This is a genomic window from Arthrobacter sp. SIMBA_036, from assembly GCF_046535135.1.
Taxonomy (GTDB): domain Bacteria; phylum Actinomycetota; class Actinomycetes; order Actinomycetales; family Micrococcaceae; genus Arthrobacter.
In genome coordinates, this window is the sequence record NZ_JAWRXG010000313.1 from 1 (window position 1) to 255 (window position 255).

Genomic DNA, 255 nt, shown 5'->3' on the forward strand with positions numbered 1-255 from the left:
GGACAACCATTGGCAGTAGGAACACGGTCCGAACGAAGCCGAATACCAGCGACATCCGTTTTCCTCTGAGGCCGAGCGACCCGATAGTCCCGAGGACCGTGGCAAGAGCGGTCGTCCCTGCCCCGACGATCAGGCTGTTGAAGATCGACCTGCGCCAGGCATCCGCAGTGAACAGTTCTACGAACCAGCGCCCCGAGAAGCCTGGAATCGGGTAGTTGAGAAACACGCTGTTGGTAAATGCGAGAGGAAGGATGG

General features: G+C 58.8%; 1 pseudogene. It reads right to left on the reverse strand.

The window, feature by feature from the left end:
- A pseudogene (locus tag SB659_RS20015) lies at positions 1-255 on the reverse strand (ABC transporter permease); the annotation flags it as partial.